Here is an 18152-nt window from a genome sequence, read left to right on the forward strand (position 1 = left end):
ACGCGGCAAGAGCGGCGGAAAAGCGAGAGGCCAGGATGCACACGCAAACGCCTTAATCACGCCAGATCTCGGCGAATTGGGCGCGTGTCATCATCGCCTGCCGCACGGCGACAGCCACCCGGTTGCCGTACTTATCGGGACGGGCCGCGCTGGTGCTAATCCCGTTGATAATATTCGTGAATCCGGCCTTTACCGCCACCCGTTCGGATGCCGTATTCCCCGCCAACGCCGTCCATCCGATGGTGTCTAGGGCAAACCCGAGCGGGTCAAAGCCAAAGCCGAGGACTGTGCGTACCGCATCTGTCATGATGCCGCGCCCGCGCATCTGGGGAGCCGTATAAAACCCTAAGTCTGCGTGTGTTCCGGGCGCATTTGCGGAGCCTCCGGGCAGGCGCAGGGTGATAACCCCTGCGAGCACCCCGCTGTAGTCAATGGCCCAGGTGAGTTCACGCCCGGCTGCTGCGGCGCGCTGGGTAAAGTCGAGGAAGGTTCGCGCATCGTCGCGCGTGTAGTTCAGGGGGATGGTGGTCCATCGCACGGTTTCGGGGTCGGTGCAGATATGAACCAGTTCGTCAAGGTCGGATTCGCGCAGTGACCTGAGGGTAAATTTTTCGGTGATGAGTTCCGGAATTCTCATGACATGACATTACCAGTTTCTGCGCTGTTTTGTGAGGGGTGCTGTGCCTGCAATTCCCCCAATCGCCATATTGTGTGTCTCAAAACACTTGTAACATACCGACGGACGGTTGATTATTATGAATTACTCATATTAAAATGGATAGGATTCCTCTTGTGAGGAGAACAGAAGAATGCCTCAAGGCCACCGAAGTCACACACGAACCAGCCTTGAGGTACCCACCTAGATCAGGAAAGAAGAACACTATGGCTGTGCTAACTATTGGCGACCAGTTCCCCGCCTACGAGCTGACCGGCGTTGTTCCCGGCAAGCTCGCCGAGATTGAGGCAAACAAGCCCGAAGATTACTTCACCACCGTTTCCTCCGAGGGTCTGGACGAAGACACCTGGCGCGTCGTATTCTTCTGGCCCAAGGACTTCACCTTCGTCTGCCCCACCGAAATCGCCGCGTTCGGCAAGCTCGCCGATGAATTCGAGGCACGCGACTGCCAGGTTATCGGCGTATCCGTGGATAACGAATACACCCACTACGCATGGCGCCGCTCCCACGAAGAGCTCGTAGATCTGCCCATCGTCATGGCATCCGACCTCAAGCGCGAGCTCACCAGCGCCCTGGGCGTCCTCAACAAGGACGGCGTGGCAGACCGCGCAACCTTCATCATCGACCCGCATAACACCATCCAGTCGGTATCCATTACCGCAGATTCCGTCGGCCGCAACACCGACGAAGTGCTCCGCCAGCTGGATGCGCTCCAGTCCGACGAACTGTGCGCCTGCAACTGGAAGAAGGGTGCAGAAACCATCGACGCCTTCAAGGAGATGAAGTAATGAGCATTGAGAACCTGCGTAACGCACTGCCTTCCTACGCGAAGGACATGAACCTGAACCTGTCTTCGCTGCCGCGCATCACCTCGCTTACCGAGCAGCAGCTCTGGGGCGCAATCCTGGCCACTGCGGCGGCAACCAAGGTTGATTCCGTTATCGTTGAGATCGCAGCAGAAGCGAAAGAGCACCTGAGCGAAACCGCCTTCGATGCGGCACTCGGCGCGGCAACCATCATGGGGATGAACAACATCTTCTACCGCACCCGCGGCTTCCTCGACGGCGCCTACGACGATCAGCGCGCAAACCTGCGCATGCAGATCATCGGCAAAAACGGCGGTATCGACAAGCTCGACTTTGAGATGCTGGCGCTCGCAGTTTCTGCCGTGAACGGTTGTTCGCACTGCGTGGCTGCCCACGAGCACACCATCCGCGAGGAGGGTGCCTCCAAGGAGCAGGTTAACGACCTGATCCGCATTGCGGCAACCATGGGCGGCGTGGCACAGGGTATTCAGCTGGCTGAAGCACTGGGCTAAGCACACAGCCTCGCCCCCCCGCGTAATCTCGCGCAAGAAGAGCCTGATAGTGAATAAAGCTGAGTTTCTAACGCTTATTCACTGTCAGGCTCTTCTTCGTATGGGGCATAGGATAATACGGGTATGCAATACAGTATTTTGAACGCCGAGAATTCCCTACCAAGCACCGAAGAACTCGTTGAACTATACGATGCGGTAGGCTGGAGCGCCTACACTCGCACGCCCGAGCGATTGGCCCCTATGCTGGCTGGGTCGCGGTACCTCTACGTAGCGCGTGAGAACACGGCGGAAGGAGCCGAGCGGCTTATCGGCCTGGTACGTGCGGTGGGTGATGGACAAACCATTGCGTATATCCAGGATCTACTGGTGCACCCGCAGGCTCAGCGCCATGGTATCGGGTCGGCACTGTTGGGAAGAATCCTCGCCGATTTTGACCGGGAAGGCATTCGCCAGAGGTTCATCACTACAGATATTGTGGACACACCCGTCATCGAACTCTACCAGCGCTTCGGCTTCACCCCGGTGCAGGATAACGGATGCGTAACCCTCGCGAAGTATGTGTTTTAGAAGCTGGCGCACGCCGCAGACCGGGAAAGGAACTAAGACCTATGACTACCTACGACGATACATATTTTGAAGAAATGGCGGAGGCAGCTGAAAAGGGAGAATTTACTCCCATTCCTAACACTCTACTCACCGGGGAAGAAGCTCGGCAGTCTGCTTTGGCAATGCTCAAAGCGGCAACGGGAACACATTAACTCGTTAGAATGATTCACGGCTCGAACTAGGACAATAAATTCTAAGCCGCTTCCTGCCTCTGAGGCTGTTCCTTGGGCTTTTCTTCGGGCGCTTTCGGGAAGCCCATCACCGCCGAGAGCAGGACGAACGCACAGATAATAGAGACCATCAGAATCGTCCTCTCCCCCGGAATTACCGCGAGCAGGAGCGAGGAAATAATACCGCTTCCATATTGGAACGACCCTAGGAGTGCCGCAGCGGAACCGGCGATGGCAGGTTCCACAGAATTTAGGGCGGCGGCGTTCGTGCAGGCGGCAACAATGCCGTTCATGCTGAACACCAGGAACACCGGAACCGCTACGCCCCACAGGCCGCCCACATCCGCAGCAACAGTTATCACGGCGAGTATAGAAGCCGCCCCGGCAACCACAGTCGAAATACGCAGCAGAAAATCCAGACTATAGCGCTGCACAAATCGTCGATTGAAACTGCTGAGCACCATCACCCCGATAATATTCACGCCGAAAAGCAGACCGTAATAGCGCGGATCAACCCCGAACCTCGTGATATACACGCTCGACGATGCCGTGATAAAAGCGTAAATCGCCACGTAAAAGAAACACACGCACAGCACGTACCGCATAAAAGTGCGGCGGCGCAGCAGAAGCGGATAACTTCTAAACGCCGCAAGTACCGTACTGCTTTCACGCTTATTCTCAGGCAGACTCTCGGGCAGGAAAAAGACCAAAAGCAGAATAATGGCACTGATGGTCACAATAGCCCAGAAAGTCAGCCGCCACCCGCCGGAAACCACCAGAAACCCGCCAAGAAGTGGCCCGGCAATCGGCGCAATCGCCATAATAAGCACAAGAGTAGAAAGTACCTGTGCCGCACGCACGCCCTGATACATATCACGCACGATAGCGCGCGCTAGCATAGGACCCACGCACGCACCGACCGCCTGCACCAGGCGCCACAGAACCAGTTCGGTTGTGGTTGAGGAGAGCGCGCATCCGGCAGAACCGACGGCAAAGATCGCCATGCCCAGCATCAGCGGAATTTTGCGCCCGATGCGGTCGCTGACAGGCCCCCAAATCAGCTGCGCAATCGCAAATCCGATGAGGAATCCCGTAATCGTCAGCTCGATATTGCCGCCCATCTGCGATTCGATGCTCGGCAGGCCCGGCAGGTAAAGGTCGGTCGAGATAGCCGAGCAAGCCATGAGGGCGCTGAGTGTTGTGTAGAGAAAAAGCATGCGGCGCGGATTCTCCACCGCGCCTTGTGAATGCGTTGTCACGAAAACCTGAATTCTTGGTTGTGTCTGTGTGATGTTTGCTTGCTGTCAGAGGTTCCTCTGAACGTTGAGAAAAAACCTATGAGAGGCACCTCTTTGATTCTACTCCCCTCTTCCCGAGGATCTAAGGGCGCTTTGGGGGTTTATTCGCGTAGGTGAAAGTTATGGGCGCTGAAAGCTCGCCCACTGCCTTCTTCAGGTAATATGCCTAACTCGTGAATCTTATGTATAACGTGAGCACGTCACGCATAAAACCTCATGTCAGTTGAATTTTAGACCGACCGGAGCGCCGCATCCCAGGTGGAGGCGAGGCGCACCGCGGCAGCGACGAGCGCATCCAGCTCACCGGCATAGACAGGAGCGGAACGCACGCCCGCGCACCAGTCAATCGTACCCAGACCCAGCCAGGGTTTGCCGGGGAAGAACTCGCGCCGCAGCGCCACCCGGCGTTTCCCCAAAGCTCGACGACCGGGCACATAACCGCCGCGGCTGATGAAAAATTCATCCCTGCGTTTAGCGAGAACCTGCTGATCCAGCACCCGCAGAGCATTAACCCAGCTGGGCTCCCCCGTCTTGGGCAGGTCGGTTAATTCGGGATATTCCTCGTCACGCTCGGTCACGCTCACGCCCAAAATATACTGATACCGCACCTGATCCAGCTCGCCGGGAAGCCCACGGTCGGCACTCTGAACCGTTCCGCACAGATGCCGTGCCACGGGCTCGCCCGCCAGATTCACACCCATCAGCGGCAGCTCGGGGCCGTCAAGATACAGCCCCATCGCGCCGGTTCCCGTAATATTTGGGCGCACCGACCATCCAGGCAGGCCCTGCTCTAGTGCCTGATGCACCCGCTGAAGAACCTCAAAAACCTGCTCACGTGAAACCGCCATTGCGTTCCTCTCAGCACTTTCAACCTGCGTTTACTTTCTTCCATTGTCTCGCACAGGTCTGGCGTATGCGGCACGCCACAAACCTGCGGGTATCGTAGCGGCAGCACACGCGGTAAGATAGCAGACGTTGCGCCTAAAACTGCGGGCCGCACTCCTCTACTCCTGAGCCGTCGAAAGGAGGCCGACCGTGTTCAATATCGAGCCCGAGACGCTGTTCCGCATCGTAGATATTGCAGCCGTGGTGGCTAATGGCCTGCTCGGCGGAGCGGTGGCGCGCGCCCTGCGGTTCGACATGGTGGGCTTCTTGCTGCTGGCGGTCGTCTGCAGCATGGGCGGCGGCATGATTCGTGACATCCTGCTGAATGTGGGGCTTCCAATAGCGCTTACCGACGGCTGGTACTGGGTAGGCGCTATTACCTCGGCGGCGTTGGCGTATGTGCTGGATTTGAGCTCAAACTGGGCCACCCGCGCCCTTGTGGTCGTGGACTTTCTGGGCATGGGCTGTTGGGCGGCTACCGGCACCATCAAATCCCTTACCCTGGGGCTGCACTGGCTCCCAGCAATCGCGCTGGGGGTGACAACGGCGGTTGGCGGCGGGGTGATCCGCGATATTATGGTGAACCGCATCCCCGCTATCTTCGGCGGAAACTCGCTTTACGCCACGGTAGCGTTCGTGGGCGCCGCCGAAACGGCAATTTGTTTCAGGATGCTGGAACGCCCTCATGTGGCGATCGCTATGTCTGTGCTCACCTGCACGGTGTTGGGTATTGTGGCGCGGTGGCGCGACTGGCGACTGCCGATGCCCACCACGCTGAAGGTTCAGCGCCCGCGCCTGCTGGATGTATTCCGTCGCGACCACGAACACCTTGAGAACGAAGGCTGGGCACCGGGCACGCCGCTCACAAATCAGCTGGATGTGATTACAGAGGACCAGATTCAGGCGTACCGCGATCAGCTGCATCGTGAACGGGAGCAACGCGGTAAGTAACGGGTCTGCTACTTCGCCCTGAGAGGTTCCTCAACGCTGTTCGGAAAGAAACGATAAAGGCGGCGGGATGCTCATGTGTGCCAAGCACCCCACCGCCACAAAAGTACCCTGCGACCGCCGCGAAAGCCCCCTGTCGCAAGGCACTCGTATTAGCATACCCGTAAACCTATCCCTAAGGGTAGGGTTTTAAGCTGTCAAGTGGTTAACCCGATTTAGATTTTCGGGTGGAAACAATATAAATATATAATTTTGTGTTTCTGACGATTAATTTTCTTCGGCTCGATGCGCCAGTGCCTCATTCAGACGGCGAAAACCTTCTTGGGTATTGTCAAGAAGTTTAGGCATGAGGGGCACAAGCAGACCACTGAAGATTTCGGACTGTATCAGGTGAGTACCGCCGCCGGGCAAGGGGTTCAGTTCAAAGCGGTGCTGACCGTCAAAAATTCCCGGGATTCCAAGGCGACCCAGCCATTCAAGAGTCTGATTTTCGGATGCTTCCAGCATGGTAGGGCGGAAGGTCATAGGGTGTTTGCCCGGTTTCATCGTGAGTGTAAGGCGTTCTCCAGCACGCGGCACACCTTGCGCCCGAATAATAAAGGGGTTCCACGTGGGATACTCTTCAAACCGGGTCAGGATTTCCCAAACACGCTGTGGTTCCGCCTGGATAGTAATTTCGGCACGGATACTGCGGCTCATCATCAACACTCCTATACACAATAACCATTCTTTTTACTATGTATTCCAGTGTATACGATGAGCTGCGGGGGGCATCAGGTTATTCACGACAGAGGTGGAAGCGCACGACTATCTTCCCAAGCGCGGGCTTTATCTTTTACTCATGCTGGGCACTATCCAAAAGCGGGAGCGTTTTCTTCATTCGGGAGCAGTTAAACTGCTCCCGAATGAAGAAAACGCTCCCGGAACTCAGCTTTCAGCCGCAGATCCGAAGTACTACGCCGTGACCTGGCGCTTCGAGGAAATCACGCCGGTGTTGAAGCCCGCAAGGTGAAGTCCACCATGGAAGCGTGCGTGCTCGATCTTCACGCATCGGTCCATGACCACGTTCAGCCCAGCTGCCTCACCAATTGCGGCAGCTTCCTCATTCCACGAGCCCAGCTGCATCCACACGGTTTTCGCGCCCAGATCAACCGCCTCCTGAACCACGCCCGGGAGGTCTTCATTGCGGCGGAAAATCTCGACGAGATCGGGCACCTCAGGTAGATCCTGAAGCGAGGCGTACACCGGCTGCCCCAGCACGGTCTTGCCTTTCGCCGCAAGAATCGGGTTCACAAAATACACTGTATACGGCGACGAAGACAGCAGGTAGGTTGCCACAAAGTTTGAGGCGCGCGAAATCTTATCGCTCATCCCCACAATCGCGATAGTGCGGGTATTGCGCAGAATGTTCAGCCGCTCGGGGGCGCTCGGGCCTACCCAGGTACGTTTCTCAGTCATTAGTTGCCCTCCTTCGTGGGTGCATCCTTGGACTCTGAGGCGCCCGAAGCTGCGGCGCTATTCGGCAGCGCACAGGCGGCACCCTGCTGCGAGTCAGCCTCTTCAGCGGCGAGAGCCTCTTGCGCCGCAACGAGCTTATCAGCACTGGATTCGCCCACACGTTCACCCGCGTGGTTCATGCCAGTCGCGTGGGTGAGTGCCTGGTCAAGGTCCCAAATAATGTCTTCAACATCCTCAAGCCCAACCGAAATACGAATCAGGTCTTCACCCACGCCCGCCGCGGCGAGCTGCTCACTGGAAAGCTGCTGATGCGTGGTCGAACCCGGATGCAGCACCAGGGTGCGCGAGTCACCAATATTTGCCAGATGCGATGCCAGCACGAGCGCGCTGATGAACTCGCTGCCAACCACGCGGCCGCTCGCCTTCTCGGTACCCTTCACGCCGAAGGAGAACACAGACCCAACGCCCAGCGGCAACAGTTTTTTCGCGCGTTCGTAGTGCGCGTGCCCCGGCAAACCGGCGTAGTTCACGTAGGCGATGCGCGCATCCTCAACCAGCCAGTCCACGACCTTTTTCGCGTTGGCGAGGTGCGCATCCATGCGCTGTGGCAGGGTTTCCACACCCTGAAGCAGATTGAACGCAGCCTGCGGTGAGAGTGCGGGGCCGAAGTCGCGCAGCTGCTCGGAGCGCAGTTTTGTAAGGAACCCGTATTCACCGAAGTTCCCCCACCACGAGATGTTATTGTACGAAGGCACCGGCTCGGTCATGAGCGGGAAGTTGCCGTTCGCCCAGTTGAATCGTCCGCTCTCAACAACCACGCCGCCGAGGGTGGTTCCGTGCCCGCCCAGGAATTTGGTGGCGGAGTGAATCACGATGTCGGCCCCGTGTTCCAGCGGGCGAATCAGGTACGGGGTTGAGATAGTGGCATCCACAACGAGGGGGACTCCCGCCTCATGGGCTACATCGGCGAGCCCTTCAAGGTCTGCGATCTCGCCGGAGGGGTTGGCGACAACCTCCGTGTAGATTGCCTTGGTGTTCTCGGTCAGCGCCGCCTTGTAATCTGCGGGGTCGGTGCCTTCCACAAAGGTGGTTTCGATGCCGAATCGGCGCAGGGAGACATCCAGCTGGGTGACTGTTCCACCGTACAGCTGGGAAGATGCCACAATATGGTCGCCCGCCTGGCAGAGCGCGGCGAAGGTGATAAACTCGGCGGCCATGCCGGATGCGGTCGCCACCGCCCCGATACCGCCCTCTAGGGATGCGATGCGCTCTTCCAGCGCGGCAACGGTCGGGTTCGATAGGCGCGAGTAGACGTTGCCGTATTTCTGCAGTGAGAAGAGGTTGGCGGCATCGTCGGTGTCTTTGAAAACGAACGAGGTGGTCTGGTAGATAGGGACCGCGCGGGCGCCGTGTTCAGCGTCCGGGGTGCCGCCCGCGTGCAGGGCGCGGGTGCGGAATCCGAAAGTATGTTCAGCCATGCATGACTCCTGGTTAGCTTAGCGCAGCCGAATGATGCGCCAAGGTCGAGGAACAGAGGTACTCAACCCTATACTGTGCCACGGTCCCCGGATGCGCCAAGTGCGCGTAGCAATGTGTCGTTTGTGTCGGTTTATGACGCGAGGGTAAGGGCGCATTATCTGAACTCATGTCCCATCTTTAAGACGTCATGGATCTAAATGCACATCACAGTATCTGTAGACAAGGATTCTGCCAGCAGCAAGTATCTTTAGCTCAAGCAGGATACCCAACATCAATAGAAGATTATGCGTAGATACACAAACTCAACCATTGGGATATTAGTCTATAGAGGAGATATTACTAAGACTTTGACAAAAACCATATAAGACTTTCATTTAATACATATATAAAATTACTGATACTAAATATGGGATGCCTATTACTCCAGAATAATACACTATTAGTGGTTTTCAGATTCTAGTAGAAAAATAATTAATAAATACAACAAAATAAGCAGAATAAAAAGGTTAATATAATTACAATTCACCATTACCTTCCCTGAATAAAATTCCATAATACAATCAACGGAAAGACAGGGACAACGAGTATCATACAAATACCGAAAACCATCCTTCCTAGAAATAATGATTCACCATTTATGAACTTTATTAAACAGAAACACACAACAATTACAAGAAATATAAGAGATAAAATACAGAATGGAATCCAGAAATCCGATGATACATTACCTAGTATTAGAAGTATGATACTAAAAATTAACCACGCTGCTGGAAAAATATTACCTAGATAACCATCAACTACAGGGGATATCAGTATATTGATCACGCTTATAATACATGTAATCATAAAAAATATCTGCACAAGCCACAACTGAGAAAATCCTTCGAGAAATCTATACCACTCAAATTTCCAACCGAAATAATTAAGTACAGAATTAAGTTCGGCACGGATTGGGGCGAAAGGTACAACCCAAAATGTCAAAGAAGCCAGGGTTAAAAAAATAGTTCCTGGTTTTCTAAAAATAGCTTTTGCAGCATCAACAAATTCAGGAGAAATTAATTCAGACATGTAAACTCCATTCTATAGTAAGATTTCGAATAAACATCTTCAGAATACCGTCCCTTGAAAATTTTCGTCAAAATAAATATAATTTACGACCTTTCACCGGTAAATATTCCTATCATAAATCAAATACTATATAAAAGCATAGTCTAACCTATCCGCTAACGCGATCTTCAGCCAATATACTTTCTAGAGAAAGATAATCCTTCGTTTCAAGGTACTGAATTCTATCGTCCAGCGACAGAAATGGCGGCACTCTGCCCATCGAAGGATCTCCTGATATAAGAGGACCCCCTCAGGGCGCATATACCGTTTGGTACAGAGGCGGAAGGGGGACTGTTGCTCTTACTTTAGCAAGCCTCAATTCGAACATGCGAGCAATTGCGTCACCAGCATATATATTTCTTGTCTAGCAACTCGACCATTCAAAGATCACGTTCGAGAAATCGCCCGCCGCCAGTTGCTCGGGCGTTATCAGCCAGTTTGCGGAACCCGCATCGCCCCAGAGAAGTTCCGGGGTCTCTTCCTCCGATTCCCAGTCCGCCTCAGAAACGATGGTCAGCAGGTTCACCGTGTGCCCCTGCAGGTTCTCGTCGAAATCCCGCGGGTCATTCTGAATAAAATAGGGGTAGCCGCCAATCCGAGAGTACTCATCACTCTCCTCATACGGGAGAGTAAGCTCCTCAACGGCGTTTGCCCGCTGAATCCTCGCCCGCTCGTCGTCTCCCGTGGGCAGTTTATCCTCGGGATACAGCTCATCCCACACTCGCGCAAAATCGGGATAATAGTAGTGCGCAGTACCGGTAACTCCCTGCTCGACTACGCTGAACGAGAGCGCAAATTCCACGCTTTCCGGTTCGATAGGCCAACCGATCGCATCCCAGTCAATCACCGGCAGCGGCGCATCCGGGTTCGGCTCACCCACGCTCTCGTAGTAGAGCACCCGCCAGTTCTCTTGAACCGCAGGCTTGTTATAGTCATATCCCCACACGGTGTCGTGAGGGTCAATCCAAAATTGAAGCATACCGTTCTTTGGGTAAATATTATTTTGCGGCAGCTGCGCACAGTTAATCTGCGCAATCATCCCCAAGGGCTGGCCGGATGCATTCGTCGGCACGGACTCTCCTACAGGCAGGTACGGCACTCCCCCGAATTTGGAGGCGGTCTTCGGCAGCGGCTGCTGCGATGGGGTTGCCGTAATCCTGATAGCCTGCTTGAGTTTTCCCTTATTCATAACGTCGAGGACTCGACGCACCTGCGCTTCGGTGTTTTTCGCTGCGTTCTGCTCGGTGGTATTCATATGTTCCTCCGGGTGGTTGGTTCAGTGTTACAACCATCAGAACACATTTTGCGGTGCCGTGCTCAGAACTTCGTCACTCGTGCGCTTATTCAACGGTGTGTTTTTTGGGAGGCCACACGCTGCATGATTCGGAGCATGACTCTAGGCGCCCCAAAAATTCAGGGGGTTGGTGGTGTATCAAGTAGCTTGAGTACACCACAACCCCCTGTATAAGAATTATCGAGCGGGCCGGTTAGCTGCTCGACCACTCAAAGATCACGTTCGAGAAGTCGCCCGCCGCCAGCTGTTCGGGCGTTATCAGCCAGTTTGCCGCGCCTCCGCCGCACCACATGAGCTTAGGTGAACCGTCATGGGGTTCTGCCCAGTCCACCTCAGAAACAATGGTCAACAGGTTCACGGTATGCCCCTGCAGAGCCTCGTTGAAGAACCGGGGGTCGCTCTGCACAAAGTAGGGGTATCCGCCGATCTTCGAGAATTCGTCGTTTTCCTCAATTGTGAGGGCGGCGCCCTGCGCCTCCTGGTAGCTTTCAAGCTGCGATTCGGGGTACATCTTATTCCACACGCGCGCGAAATCTTCATAGTAGTAGTTGGCGGCGCCGGTAATACCCTGCTCGATCGCCTCGAACGAAAGCGCAAACTCGGTCTGTGTGGGTTCAACGGGCCAATTGTCCTTGGGATCCACGGCAGGAAGAGTCGTGTTCGGGTCTGGCCTGCCCACGTTCTTGTAGTAGATAACCCGCCAGTTCTCCTGAGATGCAGGCTTCGCGGCATCAAACCCCCACGCCTCGTCCTTCGGGTCTATCCAGAATTGCACCATGCCAGTTTTCGGATAGATATCATTCGGCGGCAGCTCTGCACAGTTAATCTGCGCGATCATCCCCAAGGGCTGACCACTGGAGTTTGTCGGTGCCGAAGCACCCATAGGTACATAAGGAATGCCCCCAAATTTTGAGGCGGTCTTTGGCAGCGGGGTCTTAGAGGCAGTTGCCGTGATGCGTACCGCCTGCTTGACGTGGTCTTTATTGAGAGCATCGGCAACATGCTGCGCTTTTTCTTCTAGAGTGCTCATGGACATCCTCCAAGGCGTGGTTAATGGCATGTATTAACCATGAGAACACACTTTTTTATAGTATGCCTTGAATATCGTTGTGGGGTGAAAAACGAACGCATCCGCATACTACACAATGTGAACCAGTACGACCGCGCCCTTGCCCGGAATCCCTGGAGAATTCCGGGCAAGGGTGCTGTCGTTGTGATGCGCATACTAGATATTTTTGTCGATTTCCTCGATCACGCCTAGGGCCGCGGTAATGCCCGCATTCAGGTAGAACATATCGGAATCTACCTTATGAGCGTGCTTCTCCTTGACTGCCTTCAGGCTTTCCCACAGCGTCTCAGAGGTGAGCTTGGATTCGTCGCCGCCCTGCACCCATAAATACATGTGGGTTTTTGCATCTCTTTATCAACCCACATAGCTATATTCCAAAAACGGTATATAAACTTCTCAGAGTATATATTCCACATTCCCTATCTGGAATATATGCTGTATAAAACCTCTCTTGGCGGCTCGGCACGGTTAAAGTGTCAGGGTGCCTAGGTACCGTCGAGGTATCAGAAAAACACCCCGCACTTTCACAGGGCGGCACCCCACCGAGAGGATCAGCACCTATGGCACAGCACCCCCTGAGCGCATCCCGCATCGTTGCAACCGCCGAGGATATTGTTAGCGCCGATCATCAGTTCCTCATGTCCACGGGAACGCTCGTACACCACGAAACCTTCGATATAGAGGCCATTCGCCGCGATTTAGAACAGCTCATTGCCGAGCGTGTTTGTCTGCAGGTCGCCCCGGCGTCAAATTCCTGCACCCGGATGCTCGCTCAGCATCGTTATGGCGAGGCCGGATTTCAGCAAAATCTTCGCGAATTACGCCGGGCGGCGCAGAACGCTATCCTGATGGTTTTCCCGCACGATCAGCTTGAGATTGGTCTTCGTTTCGAGCGGATTCAGGGCACCAAACTGGCGCTGACGCATATGTATTGCAGCCCCCGTTACGGCGATGCCTGGTATAAGCATTGGGCGCCGCGGGTGCTGCCCTTGGAAGGGTATGCTTTCGCCACCGAGAGCCGCCCGGGTTCCGGTGATTTTAGGATTAATACCGCGCAGTTCCTCAATATGCTGGGCCTGCTGGAAGTCGCCATGATGGGGCTTGATGTGAGTGAATGGGACCTGTGGGAATGCGAAAACCCCAAGGACACCTGCACTAAATTCAAGCGGGAACGCCGGGATGTGCGCCGCCGCATCCGCGAAGATTATGGCATGACCGCTTAGGGTTTTCGGGCAGAGCAAAGCTCCCCACCCACCGAACGATGCGGTGCGCGGGGAGCCAGCACGGTTACGGATTAGCCACGGTGTGCGTAACGGTACAGGAATGCCGCCATAGCCTCACGACTGATGCTCTCGTGGGGACGGAACGTTCCGTCATCCCAACCGGTCGTAATCTTGCTGTCATGCAGCCAGGCAATTTCACGGTAGAACATGTTCTGTTCGGGAACATCCTTGAAAGGCGCATTCTGCACTTCAACCGGTGGTTTCCCAGAGTAACGGTAGAAGAATGCGGCCATAGCCTCGCGGCTGACGGGGTCGTGCGGGCGGAAGGTCTTATCAGGCCAGCCGGTTGTAATACCTTGCTGCTGGAACCAGATGATTTCCTTGTAGAAGGGGTCGCCTTCCTTCACGTCGGTAAAGGGGGATTCCTTCGGCAGCTGTACCTCGGGCGATCCGGACATACGATAGAAGAACGCCGCAATAGCCTCACGTTCGATACTTTCGTGCGGGCGGAACGTGCCATCGACCCAGCCGGTTGTGATGTTCTGCCCGGCAAGCCAGGTAATCTCGCGGTAGAACATATCGCCTTCGTGCACATCCGAGAACGACTGAGCGGGCTCTGCCGGTTTACTCGGCTCAGGTTCGGCAGGCTTACTGGGCTCCGGCTCGGTAGGCTTCGACGGTTCCGGTGCGGGGACCGTCGGGGACGGGTCAGCTGATTTACTCGGTTCAGGGGTTGGAGCAGGGTCAGCAGGTTTGCTGGGCTCAGGCGCTGGTGCCTCGGAGCTTTCCGATGGCTCGGGAGTCGGTGTTTCAGCCGGTATGCTGGGCTCGGGCGCGGGTTGCGTCGGCTCAGGGGTGGGTTTCGTGGTCGGATCAGCAGGTTTCGGCTGTTCGGGTTCCGGTGTCTTAGCTGTATTCACCAGACGGTTGAGCCACAGGTTAGATTCCAGACCGTCATTCTTCTCAACCATCGTGGGGAAGATAATATCCCCATTCGGCAGCTCAAGCGCATTGTACGACCCGCTCTTATCGGTCGAACGCAAGTCAGAGAGCGGCACATCGTGATCAAATTCAAGGGTCTTTGACATCCAGACCAGGCGGCCGTTTGCGGAATCGACCGCCACAATCTTGTCGCCAGCGGTGAAGAACGATGCGATCGCCCCCATACCGTGCGGCGCTGTGGAGCTTTCGCGCACCGTTGTGAAGGAAGAACCATCGTACTTGAGAACCTGCACGGCACTGGCGCTTGCGGCGTAGTTATTCCACCGGTAGACATATCCGTCTGGAGTGGTGAGCAGGCCGTTGAGGCTGGCTGCCTCTTCCGCATCCTTGGGCTGGGTTTGCTCAACCACCGAAATACCCTGAGCGCTCAGGTGAAGCAGCTGACCGTTCTGAATCTTATTGCCCTCTTCGTTGTACACAGATTTATTGGGGCTGTATAGGAACGAGCCGTCGGGCAGCGGCGCAAGCGTGCGGGTGCTTCCGGTGAAAACATCGCCATAGTATTCGCTCAGGTCATCGGCGTGTGCCACCGAGGGGTCAAAGTCCAGCGGAGATTTGACGGTTTGCGCTTTCACCGTGCCGTCGGAGGCGACGTTGACGTACCGCGCCTGCCCGCTGCTATCGGCGGTGAGCACAGCCCAGCTGTTGGTCGCTTCGTTGTAACCGAGCGCCAGAATATTTTCGGATTCGCTGAAGGTGACACCCGCGAAAGCACCCTGAGATACGAGCTTGCCGGATTCATCTACCCGGTAGCGTTCCAAGGCGCGAGTATTCGCGTTCACAAACACGATATCGCCGGTGGCGGGGTTGGCGGCAAAGTGCGCGCTGGAACCCATCGGCAGGGTTGCAGACTCTGTCTGCTGCAAAGTCTTTGGGTCGATGACCGCGTAGCGTGCATCCGCCCCGCCGCCGAAGCTTTTACCTGCCGCGTAGAAAAGATAAGAGCCCGCGCGCACGGTATTTTGCGGATTATTAATATCGGTACCCGAGTTCAGGCTCTCACCCAGTTTATAGCCGCTGTTTTGGGCATCTTTCGCTTTAGTACCGGAATACGAAAAGGTGAGAGCGTCCAGCCCCACGCCGTCTTCGTAGAAGTTCGAGAATGCGTGATTACCTTCGGCGGTGAGATTAGCCGCAACATTGCTCCAGGTGACAACGCCGTCTTTTTCACTCTGCTGAGCGGTTTTGAGCGAGAGCTTCGCCATCGGGATTTCGTGGGGTCCTTCCCACTGCCCGGAGGTGTAATTTTTGGTGCGTACAACCATGTAGAGCGTGCCGGTGCCCTGTGCCGCATCCATCTCGATGCGCGGGTTTGAGAGCGTTAGGTTTAGCGAGCATTCTTCGGGTTTATTGCGGTCGGCGCAGTGCGAGATATATTGAACTTTGCCGGATCCCTGAAGTGAAACTTGGTTACCGTCCTCGGAAACTTTGGTTTCTTGGTTGGGGAAGGTGAACAGGTCGGTGGAGTTGTAGCTTGCACCTTCGCTGACCTTGTACGGTTCGCCGATGTAGTTGCGGAATGAGGTTTTGATACCCCAGGTGATATTTCCGGTGCTTTGGTTCTGTTCGGCGGCTACCGCTACACCGGAATCGGCGTGAGCGTTCACAGCCAAAAGCGGAGTTGCGGGCAAGAGCATGGCGCCTGCGAGAGTGAGTGCGCAGATGCGTCTGAGGGTGCGCTGGCGTGATGCAAACGTGAAAGACATGTGTAATCCTCGTTGATCTATTGAGTTAGGACACCCTTAATGTAGCAACATCCTACCCTTAATACAAAAGAGCTTAACGCCACTCTGTGACGAGTTGTCGCTACAAAGTGTTCATACACTACAATGCCCTCACTTCGCTGCAATAGAGCGCTAACGACAACATGCAGACCACCGAAAACTCTAGATTTTATTCGATATTTCTAATACTAAATACCGTGAGAATATTTTTAATATACTCTTCTAAAATGCTTAATATTACGGCTAGAACCAGCCGCGCTTCTTAAAGAAGAGATACACCACCACACACGCCACCACCATGAGCACGAGCGACGCCGGGTATCCGTAAGTCCATTTCAGCTCGGGCATATCCTCAAAGTTCATACCGTAGATAGACCCAATAATCGTAGGCACCACCAGGATTGCGGCACCCGCCGAAATACGCTTCATATCTTCGTTTTGCTGCTGCGCCACAATCGTATCGTGCACCGTAAGCGTATTCTGCAGGGACGTGCGCAGATCCTCTAGGCGCTCCTTAACCTGCACCACGTGATCCTGAATATTGCGGAACTGCCGCTGCAGCTCATCCTTCTCCTGCGCGATTTCGGTTGCGGTAGCACCCGTATAGGGGCTGACATCAAGTACGCCGTCACGAATCTGCTGCATGATGCGCGCGAGCATCATATCGAGCGGTTTGCAGGCACGCTGAAAATCGGCAACCTGGTTGAGCAGTTCGTAGGTGCGGCGTGACAGTGTGCGGTCGCCAGCGCCGGTTTCTTGGAAGAGTGCATTCTCAATTTCATCGCCGTCGTTTTCGAGCCCTTCGAGCACCGGCATGTAACCGTCTACCGTCTGGTCGATGATGCGGTGCAGCAGGCGTATGGGCGAGCCGTCCGGAGTGGCGTAGATCAGGTTGAAGCGTTCGTACACTGCCTGCTGCGGATGTATCTGGTCGTTCACGATGCTCAACAGGTAGTCACGCCCCAGGAACATGTGCATCTCGCCTAGACGCACCTCTTCTTCGGCATCCAGGTAGATGGCGGGGCGTACCACCGCAAACAGGGAGCCTTCGTAGCTTTCAAGTTTGGCGCGCTGATGCCCGTGCGAGGCGTCTTCGAGCGCAAGTTCGTGCAGGTTGAAGGTTTGCTGAAGCTCGCGCAGCTCCCGCGCGTTCGGGGTCATGTAGCCGAGCGCCACGCTTGCGCCGCCCTCACGGTAAGCATCAAGCGCCTCGGACTGGGTAACCCCCATACGGATGCGGTCCTGCTGCGGATAAATAGCACCGGTTACATACGACATAGGTTAAGTGTAGGGGTAGGCCCCCAGGTGCTAAAAAGAGCCTTTATTCGAATAAAGAGTATTTTTCGCCGCTTTATTGGAATAAAGGCTCTTTTTATGCAGGGGATTTATCGAATGCGCCGGTAGATCTGAGTTGCGGGGTCCCGTTCAAGTATTCCGTGATCCACGCCGTAGCGACGCACCAAGGCAGGGTCATCCGTGTACCGCCTGATGCGCTCGTTCACCTCACGCTCCGAAAACTGCTCGGAGGCAGGAATACTCTTGTGAAGAATCCAACGCAAAAGAGCATTCTTATCCTGCGCACGTGAGGGCCAGGTATGCACTCGTCCCTTGACTAAAAACCGCTCAACATCATCTGTTACCTGGTTTTTCGCGGATTTCAAAAGACTCAAGTAGTCGGAGAATACCTCGGTAACCTGCCAAAGCCCATCCTCTGACTTCTCAATGAGCCTGACTGCTTCAAGACGCGCCAACAGTTTACGATCACGATAGTTAGGCGTTTTCGGCACATCCTGCACGATAACCTTGGCATACATTTCTCGGGATTCACCATTCGCCAGTGCAGCTATCACCGGCAAAATGTTTTGCACCTTTTCCATAAGTCAGTTTTACAATTA

The 18152-nt window shown here is 54.9% G+C and carries 19 protein-coding genes; 6 read left to right on the forward strand and 13 right to left on the reverse strand.

Annotation, left to right across the window (positions count from 1 at the left end):
* Window positions 1-52: 52 nt before the first annotated feature.
* Window positions 53-637 carry a GNAT family N-acetyltransferase gene (locus HMPREF2756_RS06250; protein ID WP_070619395.1) on the reverse strand — a complete coding sequence of 195 codons (585 nt, stop codon included), beginning with the start codon at window positions 635-637 and terminating at the stop codon, window positions 53-55.
* A 245-nt stretch (window positions 638-882) separates the two neighbouring features.
* Here HMPREF2756_RS06250 and HMPREF2756_RS06255 point away from each other — a divergent pair, with 245 nt between their 5' ends.
* The 4 genes from HMPREF2756_RS06255 (at window position 883) to HMPREF2756_RS11265 (ending at window position 2752) form a co-directional block, all read left to right on the forward strand.
* Window positions 883-1464 carry a peroxiredoxin gene (locus HMPREF2756_RS06255; RefSeq protein WP_004006488.1) on the forward strand — a complete coding sequence of 194 codons (582 nt, stop codon included), beginning with the start codon at window positions 883-885 and terminating at the stop codon, window positions 1462-1464.
* A complete protein-coding gene (locus HMPREF2756_RS06260) occupies window positions 1464-1994 on the forward strand; it encodes an alkylhydroperoxidase, AhpD family (RefSeq protein WP_013398369.1) in 531 nt (176 codons plus the stop codon). The genes HMPREF2756_RS06255 and HMPREF2756_RS06260 overlap by 1 nt, the downstream gene beginning before the upstream one ends.
* 123 nt (window positions 1995-2117) lie before the next feature.
* Window positions 2118-2561, forward strand: a complete 444-nt coding sequence (locus tag HMPREF2756_RS06265) for a GNAT family N-acetyltransferase (protein WP_070619398.1) — start codon at window positions 2118-2120, stop codon at window positions 2559-2561.
* 41 nt (window positions 2562-2602) lie between these two features.
* Window positions 2603-2752, forward strand: coding sequence for a hypothetical protein (locus tag HMPREF2756_RS11265; RefSeq protein ID WP_168163748.1), 150 nt, complete (start codon window positions 2603-2605; stop codon window positions 2750-2752).
* A gap of 41 nt (window positions 2753-2793) precedes the next feature.
* Here the strand turns inward: HMPREF2756_RS11265 and HMPREF2756_RS06270 are convergent, their stop codons facing one another.
* Both HMPREF2756_RS06270 and HMPREF2756_RS06275 read right to left on the reverse strand, forming a co-directional pair.
* On the reverse strand, window positions 2794-4029 hold the full coding sequence (locus HMPREF2756_RS06270; protein ID WP_070619401.1) for a multidrug effflux MFS transporter: 1236 nt from the start codon (window positions 4027-4029) through the stop codon (window positions 2794-2796).
* 269 nt (window positions 4030-4298) lie between these two features.
* Window positions 4299-4916 carry an L-alanine-DL-glutamate epimerase gene (locus HMPREF2756_RS06275; protein WP_070619404.1) on the reverse strand — a complete coding sequence of 206 codons (618 nt, stop codon included), beginning with the start codon at window positions 4914-4916 and terminating at the stop codon, window positions 4299-4301.
* 187 nt (window positions 4917-5103) lie between these two features.
* On the opposite strand from HMPREF2756_RS06275, the gene HMPREF2756_RS06280 reads away from it, so the two are divergent.
* Window positions 5104-5904 carry a trimeric intracellular cation channel family protein gene (locus HMPREF2756_RS06280; RefSeq protein ID WP_004006482.1) on the forward strand — a complete coding sequence of 267 codons (801 nt, stop codon included), beginning with the start codon at window positions 5104-5106 and terminating at the stop codon, window positions 5902-5904.
* Window positions 5905-6168: 264 nt separating this feature from the next.
* Here the strand turns inward: HMPREF2756_RS06280 and HMPREF2756_RS06285 are convergent, their stop codons facing one another.
* The 7 genes from HMPREF2756_RS06285 to HMPREF2756_RS11020 all read right to left on the reverse strand — a co-directional run bounded on the left by HMPREF2756_RS06285 (window position 6169) and on the right by HMPREF2756_RS11020 (window position 12641).
* Window positions 6169-6603, reverse strand: coding sequence for an SRPBCC domain-containing protein (locus tag HMPREF2756_RS06285; protein WP_070619407.1), 435 nt, complete (start codon window positions 6601-6603; stop codon window positions 6169-6171).
* A 252-nt stretch (window positions 6604-6855) separates the two neighbouring features.
* On the reverse strand, window positions 6856-7359 hold the full coding sequence (locus tag HMPREF2756_RS06290; RefSeq protein WP_013398362.1) for a CoA-binding protein: 504 nt from the start codon (window positions 7357-7359) through the stop codon (window positions 6856-6858).
* Entirely contained in the window at window positions 7359-8837 is a 1479-nt protein-coding gene (locus tag HMPREF2756_RS06295) for an O-acetylhomoserine aminocarboxypropyltransferase/cysteine synthase family protein (protein ID WP_070619409.1), read from the reverse strand. Before HMPREF2756_RS06295 ends, HMPREF2756_RS06290 begins: the two co-directional genes overlap by 1 nt.
* A 529-nt stretch (window positions 8838-9366) precedes the next feature.
* A complete protein-coding gene (locus HMPREF2756_RS06300) occupies window positions 9367-9906 on the reverse strand; it encodes a hypothetical protein (protein ID WP_070619412.1) in 540 nt (179 codons plus the stop codon).
* A gap of 403 nt (window positions 9907-10309) precedes the next feature.
* Complete coding sequence (locus HMPREF2756_RS06305; protein WP_070619415.1) at window positions 10310-11200, reverse strand: YwqG family protein; 891 nt, start codon at window positions 11198-11200, stop codon at window positions 10310-10312.
* A gap of 232 nt (window positions 11201-11432) precedes the next feature.
* Window positions 11433-12269, reverse strand: a complete 837-nt coding sequence (locus HMPREF2756_RS06310) for a YwqG family protein (RefSeq protein ID WP_070619418.1) — start codon at window positions 12267-12269, stop codon at window positions 11433-11435.
* Window positions 12270-12464: 195 nt separating this feature from the next.
* Window positions 12465-12641: a hypothetical protein gene (locus tag HMPREF2756_RS11020; protein WP_246825863.1), complete on the reverse strand. Its 177-nt coding sequence runs from the start codon at window positions 12639-12641 to the stop codon at window positions 12465-12467.
* 227 nt (window positions 12642-12868) lie between these two features.
* Between HMPREF2756_RS11020 and HMPREF2756_RS06315 the strand changes: the two genes are divergently transcribed.
* Window positions 12869-13531 (forward strand): hypothetical protein, encoded by a 663-nt coding sequence (locus tag HMPREF2756_RS06315; RefSeq protein WP_070619420.1) that lies wholly within the window; start codon window positions 12869-12871, stop codon window positions 13529-13531.
* Window positions 13532-13602: 71 nt separating this feature from the next.
* Here HMPREF2756_RS06315 and HMPREF2756_RS06320 read toward each other — a convergent pair whose 3' ends face one another.
* The 3 genes from HMPREF2756_RS06320 to HMPREF2756_RS06330 form a co-directional block, all read right to left on the reverse strand.
* The gene (locus HMPREF2756_RS06320) at window positions 13603-16239 is read right to left on the reverse strand and encodes an HtaA domain-containing protein (protein WP_070619424.1); all 2637 of its coding nucleotides are present in this window, start codon (window positions 16237-16239) and stop codon (window positions 13603-13605) included.
* Window positions 16240-16500: 261 nt separating this feature from the next.
* Entirely contained in the window at window positions 16501-17535 is a 1035-nt protein-coding gene (locus HMPREF2756_RS06325; protein WP_070449981.1) for a magnesium and cobalt transport protein CorA, read from the reverse strand.
* A gap of 107 nt (window positions 17536-17642) precedes the next feature.
* A complete protein-coding gene (locus HMPREF2756_RS06330; RefSeq protein WP_070619427.1) occupies window positions 17643-18134 on the reverse strand; it encodes a DUF2087 domain-containing protein in 492 nt (163 codons plus the stop codon).
* Between the last annotated feature and the right edge of the window lie 18 nt (window positions 18135-18152).

This window comes from Rothia sp. HMSC067H10 (genome assembly GCF_001810635.1).
Lineage (GTDB): Bacteria > Actinomycetota > Actinomycetes > Actinomycetales > Micrococcaceae > Rothia > Rothia dentocariosa.

Coding starts and splice junctions, on each gene's coding strand:
- HMPREF2756_RS06250 (WP_070619395.1), bottom strand. CDS start 637: ATGAGAATTCCGGAACTCATCACCGAAAAATTTACCCTCAGGTCACTG.
- HMPREF2756_RS06255 (WP_004006488.1), top strand. CDS start 883: ATGGCTGTGCTAACTATTGGCGACCAGTTCCCCGCCTACGAGCTGACC.
- HMPREF2756_RS06260 (WP_013398369.1), top strand. CDS start 1,464: ATGAGCATTGAGAACCTGCGTAACGCACTGCCTTCCTACGCGAAGGAC.
- HMPREF2756_RS06265 (WP_070619398.1), top strand. CDS start 2,118: ATGCAATACAGTATTTTGAACGCCGAGAATTCCCTACCAAGCACCGAA.
- HMPREF2756_RS11265 (WP_168163748.1), top strand. CDS start 2,603: ATGACTACCTACGACGATACATATTTTGAAGAAATGGCGGAGGCAGCT.
- HMPREF2756_RS06275 (WP_070619404.1), bottom strand. CDS start 4,916: ATGGCGGTTTCACGTGAGCAGGTTTTTGAGGTTCTTCAGCGGGTGCAT.
- HMPREF2756_RS06285 (WP_070619407.1), bottom strand. CDS start 6,603: ATGATGAGCCGCAGTATCCGTGCCGAAATTACTATCCAGGCGGAACCA.
- HMPREF2756_RS06290 (WP_013398362.1), bottom strand. CDS start 7,359: ATGACTGAGAAACGTACCTGGGTAGGCCCGAGCGCCCCCGAGCGGCTG.
- HMPREF2756_RS06295 (WP_070619409.1), bottom strand. CDS start 8,837: ATGGCTGAACATACTTTCGGATTCCGCACCCGCGCCCTGCACGCGGGC.
- HMPREF2756_RS06300 (WP_070619412.1), bottom strand. CDS start 9,906: ATGTCTGAATTAATTTCTCCTGAATTTGTTGATGCTGCAAAAGCTATT.
- HMPREF2756_RS06305 (WP_070619415.1), bottom strand. CDS start 11,200: ATGAATACCACCGAGCAGAACGCAGCGAAAAACACCGAAGCGCAGGTG.
- HMPREF2756_RS06310 (WP_070619418.1), bottom strand. CDS start 12,269: ATGAGCACTCTAGAAGAAAAAGCGCAGCATGTTGCCGATGCTCTCAAT.
- HMPREF2756_RS11020 (WP_246825863.1), bottom strand. CDS start 12,641: ATGTATTTATGGGTGCAGGGCGGCGACGAATCCAAGCTCACCTCTGAG.
- HMPREF2756_RS06315 (WP_070619420.1), top strand. CDS start 12,869: ATGGCACAGCACCCCCTGAGCGCATCCCGCATCGTTGCAACCGCCGAG.
- HMPREF2756_RS06320 (WP_070619424.1), bottom strand. CDS start 16,239: ATGTCTTTCACGTTTGCATCACGCCAGCGCACCCTCAGACGCATCTGC.
- HMPREF2756_RS06325 (WP_070449981.1), bottom strand. CDS start 17,535: ATGTCGTATGTAACCGGTGCTATTTATCCGCAGCAGGACCGCATCCGT.
- HMPREF2756_RS06330 (WP_070619427.1), bottom strand. CDS start 18,134: ATGGAAAAGGTGCAAAACATTTTGCCGGTGATAGCTGCACTGGCGAAT.